The 5,555-nt window shown below is 65.5% G+C and carries 4 protein-coding genes; 3 read left to right on the top strand and 1 reads right to left on the bottom strand.

Going from position 1 to position 5,555, the window contains the following annotated elements; all coding sequences use genetic code 11:
- The 3 genes from AC1D00_RS24345 to AC1D00_RS24335 form a co-directional block, all read left to right on the top strand.
- Positions 1-741 (top strand): His/Gly/Thr/Pro-type tRNA ligase C-terminal domain-containing protein (locus AC1D00_RS24345; protein ID WP_477012401.1); only part of this gene is annotated, 741 nt, incomplete at its 5' end.
- Between the two features lie 93 nt (positions 742-834).
- Complete coding sequence (locus tag AC1D00_RS24340; protein ID WP_477012400.1) at positions 835-1,398, top strand: nitroreductase family protein; 564 nt, start codon at positions 835-837, stop codon at positions 1,396-1,398.
- Positions 1,399-1,461: 63 nt separating this feature from the next.
- Positions 1,462-2,730 carry a serine hydrolase domain-containing protein gene (locus AC1D00_RS24335; RefSeq protein ID WP_477012399.1) on the top strand — a complete coding sequence of 423 codons (1,269 nt, stop codon included), beginning with the start codon at positions 1,462-1,464 and terminating at the stop codon, positions 2,728-2,730.
- Here AC1D00_RS24335 and AC1D00_RS24330 read toward each other — a convergent pair.
- Positions 2,716-5,178, bottom strand: coding sequence for a putative bifunctional diguanylate cyclase/phosphodiesterase (locus AC1D00_RS24330; RefSeq protein ID WP_477012398.1), 2,463 nt, complete (start codon positions 5,176-5,178; stop codon positions 2,716-2,718). The two genes, AC1D00_RS24335 and AC1D00_RS24330, sit on opposite strands and share 15 nt — an antisense overlap.
- Between the last annotated feature and the right edge of the window lie 377 nt (positions 5,179-5,555).

Genomic DNA, 5,555 nt, shown 5'->3' with positions numbered 1-5,555 from the left:
CAGTCGACCTACGCGGACTTCGGCTTCACCGGCGATCTCACCGTGAAACTGTCGACCCGGCCCGACAAGCGCGTCGGCACGGATGCGATGTGGGAGCACGCCGAGCGCGTGATGGCGACGGTGCTGCGCGAGATCCAGTCGCAGAACAACCACATCAAGACCGAGATCAATCCGGGCGAAGGCGCCTTCTACGGGCCGAAGTTCGAATACGTGCTGCGCGACGCCATCGGCCGCGACTGGCAGTGCGGCACCACGCAGGTGGACTTCAACCTGCCGGAGCGGTTCGGTGCGTTCTACATCGACCATGACGGCGGCAAGAAGCCGCCGGTGATGGTGCATCGCGCGATCTGCGGCTCGATGGAGCGCTATATCGGCATCCTGATCGAGCACTATGCCGGCAACTTCCCGCTCTGGCTGTCGCCGGTGCAGGCCGTGGTGACGACCATCACCTCGGAAGGCGACGAGTATGCCAAGCAGGTCCTGGAGCAGGCGCGGCGTGCGGGGCTTCGGGTCGAGATCGACCTGCGCAACGAAAAGATCAACTACAAGGTCCGCGAGCACTCGCTGGCCAAGATCCCGGCACTGCTCGTGGTCGGCAAGAAGGAGGCCGAGACGCATTCGGTCTCCGTCCGCCGCCTCGGCAGCGACGGCCAGAAGGTGATGACGACGGCGGAGGCGATCGCCGCGCTGGTCGAGGAAGCGACCCCGCCGGACGTCGTCCGGGCACGGGGCGCGGCCTGATCCCTGAAATCGATCTAAATTCGCTTCCGGTTGCGGGCGTGCATGCCTATCTCCGCATGGCACGCCCGACGACCAGCTGAAGAGGATATCGCAGTGCCCGACGCCATCGAACTCCTGAAGACCCGCCGCTCGGTCAAGCCGCGCGAGATGACCGGGCCCGGCCCTTCGGCGGCCGAGCTCGAGACGATCCTCACCATCGGCGCGCGCGTGCCCGACCACGGCAAGCTCGCGCCCTGGCGCTTCATCATTTTCGAAGGCGACGCACGCCAGCGCGCCGGCGAGGTGATCGCAAAGGTATTTGCGCGGAAGAATCCCGGCGCGCCGGCGGCCGATGTCGAGATCGAGCGGAAACGGCTCACCGATGCCCCGCTCGTGATCGGCATCGTCAGCTTCACCAGACCGCATCCGAAGGTACCGGCCTTCGAGCAGGAATTGTYGGCGGGCGCCAGCGCCATGAACATCGTCACGGCTGCGACCGCGCTCGGCTACGGCGCCTGCTGGCTGACCGGCTGGTTCTCGTTCGACCGCGACGTGCTCGACGGCCTCGGCCTCAAGCCGGACGAAAAGCTCGCCGGCTTCATCCATATCGGCACGCCGACCAGGCCGAGCGAGGACCGTCCGCGACCGTTCCTTTCGGAAATCGTGACGCGTTTTTAATCGATGTCTTGTTGACGCCTCTGATGTCTTGCGGCTTTGATCCCGGTGAGGGAGGAAGCCCGGATGAAGCGTCGCGAATTTCTGGTCGGGGCCGCGCTGCTGGCGGGTACCATGGCGCGAGGCCGCGCCGCCGACATCCTCGCCCCGTCCCCCGACGGACTCGCTCGCATCACGGCGTATTTTGACAACGAGGTGGGAAGCGGCCGGTTGCCGGGCGCGGTCATCCTGGTCCAGCAGCACGGCAAGCCGGTCTACCTCAAGACGTTCGGCGTGCGCGATGTCCGGACCGGCCTCGCCATGACGCCGGACACGATCTTCGCCATCCACTCGATGACCAAGCCGATCACGTGCCTTGGCGCGATGATGCTGATCGACGAGGGCAAGCTTGCGCTCGCCGACCCCGCGTCGAAATACATCCCGCTCTTTGCCGACACCAAGGTGGGCCTCGAGGTCACCAAGCCGGACGGCAAGCTGGAGCTCGACCTCGTGCCGCCGGTCCGCCCTGTCAACATCGAGGATCTGCTGCGGCACACCTCGGGCATCAGCTACGACTATATCGGCGGCAAATGGGTCGAGCAGGCCTACAAGGCCGCCAACATCTTCGAAGGCCAATTCAACAACAGGGAATTTGCCGACCGGATCGCGAAGCTGCCGCTGGCGCGGCAGCCGGGAACGCTGTGGCGCTATGGCCATTCCACCGACGTGCTCGGCGCCATCATCGAGGTCATTTCGGGCCAGACCCTGTACGAGTTCCTGAAGCAGCGCATCCTCGACCCACTCGGGATGAGCAGCACCAAGTTTGCGCTGGCGACGGAGGACGAACTCGCGCGGATGGCGCGGCCGCTGCCGAACGATTTCATCCTGCTCGCCGCCGAGCGTGATCGCCTCGATCATCCCGAATGGCAGTCCGGCGGCGGCGGCCTGCTCTCGACCATCACCGACTATCAGCGCTTCTCGCAGATGCTGCTCAACGGCGGCGAGTTCGAGGGCAAGCGCTACCTCAGCCCCGCCGCGTTCAAGGCCATGACGACCGATCACATCGGGCCCGGCTCCGGCGTCGGTCGCGACTATTTCTATTTCCCGGGCGACGGCTTCGGTTATGGCTACGGCCTTGCGGTGCGCACCGATCCCGGCAATGCGAAGCCGCCGCCGCCGGGCTCGATCGGCGAGTTGAAATGGGACAGTGGCAGCGGCACCTATTTCGGCGTCGATCCCAAGCTCGACATGGTCTACCTGATGATGCAGCAGACCCAGAACGAGCGCAGCCGCATCACGCCCGCCTTCAGGGAACTGGTCTACGACACCTTTCCGCCGGAGCTACGCCGCCCGTGAGGCGCGCTGGCCGAAATCGGCCAGCAGCTTTGCGATCTCGGCGGCGGGCCGCGCCGCGCTGAACAGAAACCCCTGCACCTCGTTGCAGCCCTCGGCGCGGAGCCAGTCGAGCTGGTCCTCGGTCTCGACGCCTTCCGCGGTCGTGGTGATGTTGAGGCTGCGGCCGAGGCCGGAGATCGCGCGCACGATCGCGACGCAATCGGGCCGCTGCGCCAGGTCCTTGACGAAGGAGCGGTCGATCTTGATCTTGTCGAAGGGGAAGCTGCGGAGATAGCTGAGGCTGGAATAGCCGGTGCCGAAATCGTCCATGGAGATGCCGACGCCGAGCTCGCGCAGCTGATGCAGGATCGCGAGATTGGCATCGGTCTCGGCCAGGAAGATCGACTCGGTGATCTCCAGTTCGAGCCGCTTCGGCGACAGGCCGGACTGGGCCAGCGCCGAGATCACGACCTGGACCAGGTTGCGGCTGCGGAATTGCGCCGGCGACAGATTGACCGCGACCTTGACGTCGACGGGCCATTTCACCRCCTCGGCACAGGCCTCGCGCAGCACCCATTCGCCGAGCTGGGTGATCAGGCCGATGTCCTCGGCGACCGGAATGAACTCCGCCGGCGAGATCATGCCCTTGTCGGGATGACGCCAGCGCAGCAGCGACTCGAAACCGGAGATGCGATCGGAGGCGATCGACACCAGCGGCTGATAGTGCAGCTCGAACTCGCCATTGGCAAAGGCGCGGCGCAGATCGAGCTCCATGTCGCGGCGCTTCTGCGCCTGGAGATCCATCTCGCGCTCGAAGAAATGGTGCACGCCGCCGCCGTCGGATTTGGCGCGGTACAGTGCCATGTCGGCGTTGCGCATCAACTCCTCCGACGTCACGCCGTCGCCGGGCGACAGCGCGATGCCGATGCTGGCGCCGATCACCATCTCCTGGCCGTCGATCTCGTAGGGCGCCTTCAGCATGTCGATCAGCAGGGTCGCGCAGGCGCTGGCCTCGTTCGGCGAGACGTCGGCCGCCAGGATCACGGCGAACTCGTCGCCGCCGAGACGTGCCGCGAGATTGGCGCCGCGGACCGCGGTGGTCAGGCGCTCGGCGACCTCCTTCAACAGGCGGTCGCCCGCCGGATGTCCGAAGGAATCGTTGATGTTCTTGAACAGGTCGAGATCGATGTAGAGCACGCCGACCCGCTTGCCTGCCGCCTGGTCCAGCGCCTGCCTGAGACGCTCCTGGAAATATTCGCGGTTCGGCAGGTCGGTGAGCCCGTCATGGTGCGCCATATGGGCGATGCGTGCCTCGGCCTTGCGCCGTTCGGTGATGTCGACCACCGCGACCAGATAGCCGTCGCGGTCGTCGAAGGCGACGCGGCGGCCGAAGGTGAGCACCTCGATCTCGCTGCCGTCGGCACGCAGGTGCCGCCAGTTGCGCGAGGAGTGGTAGGTCTCGCCGACGCGATCGAGCGCTTCGGCGTGGCTGTCCCACTCGTCCTCCGGACAGATCTCGTGCAGCTTCATGCGCAGGAAGACGGCGCGGCTGTAGCCGTAATGCTGGACCGCCGCGTCGTTGACGCCGAGGAACTGCTTGGTCTCGGCGTCGAACACCCACATCGGCATCGGGTTGTTGTCGAACAGCAGGCGGAACGAGGCGTCGCGCCGTTTCAACGCGGTGACGTCGGAGATCGTCAGCGAGAGCACGTCGGCGAAGGCGGTGGCGCTGAGCCGGAGATGCCGGCCATCGTGCTCGATCTCGAGCTGTTCGCCGCGGCCGCCGCAGACGGCCTTGAGCAGGAATTCCATGATGTCAGGCGCAGCCAGCAACGTGTTGCCCTCGCCGATCCGGCGCCACAGCAGGCCGGCACTTGCGACCTTCAGCAGCGTGGCCGCGCTCTGGTTGTGATGCACGATCTGGAGATCGAACGGCTTGCCGCCGGCATCGCGCAGCGTCGCCAGCGAGATCACCGCGTCGTCGGTCGAGGCGAAAATCGCATCCAGCAGATTGTATTGCGCGCCGCGCTCGTTGACATAGGCGCCGACCAGCGTCGCGCCCCAGCGCGAGGCGGTCGGCAGCGCCAGCACATCGTAGGTCCTGACCATGCCGTCACGCACGCAATGCGCGCTCGCCTGGTGCGGCCGTCCGTTCGCAAGCGCGCTCGTCGCCGCTTCCGACAGCGCCGTGGCGCAATCGGGCGAGAGCTCGCAGATGGGGATGTCCCAGCGCTCCTCGCCGAGCCATTTCTGAACGTAGCGCCCGCTGCGCGACAGTTCGAGCGTGCCGTCGTTCTTGAGGAGCGCGATATGGTCGGCGAGCCGGCCGAGGCTGCCGAGCATCACGTCCTCGTAACGCGGCAGCCGTTCGCCCGGCTTCAACGCGGCGCGCCATTTGCGCTGAAGCACCGGGATGTCGTCAAACATTTCGGCGGCCGGTTTTCCCGGCATCTTCTTCGCGGCACTCATTGCAGTCCCCAACGCACTTTCCGAGGGGCATCCAATGCAGGTGTACTTAATGGCGTGTAAAGAGCGCACGGGCGCGGGTTGCATTCGGCGATTATGACAGTTTTAAGTCAGGCGTTGGTTAGTAGCCGTTAGAGACTGTGACGGTTTTGTTTTTGCGGGCTGTGCGGAGGTGGCGACAGTGCTGCGCCACTCTCAGTGTCGTCCTGGCGAAAGCCAGGACGACGTTTGGGGAGATGGTGCGCGCAACTGCATCATGACTGTGACGGTTTTGTTTTTGCGGGCTGTGCGGAGGTGGCGACAGTGCTGCGCCACTCTCAGTGTCGTCCTGGCGAAAGCCAGGACGACGTTTGGGGAGATGGTGCGCGCAACTGCATCAT

The organism is Bradyrhizobium sp. P2_E8, assembly GCF_056403875.1.
Note: the sequence above shows the minus strand (reverse complement) of the source record. Positions and strands in the feature narration are given on the sequence as shown.

Excerpts from the sequence above, each read along its gene's own strand:
- AC1D00_RS24335 (WP_477012399.1), top strand. The coding sequence starts at position 1,462 with ATGAAGCGTCGCGAATTTCTGGTCGGGGCCGCGCTGCTGGCGGGTACC.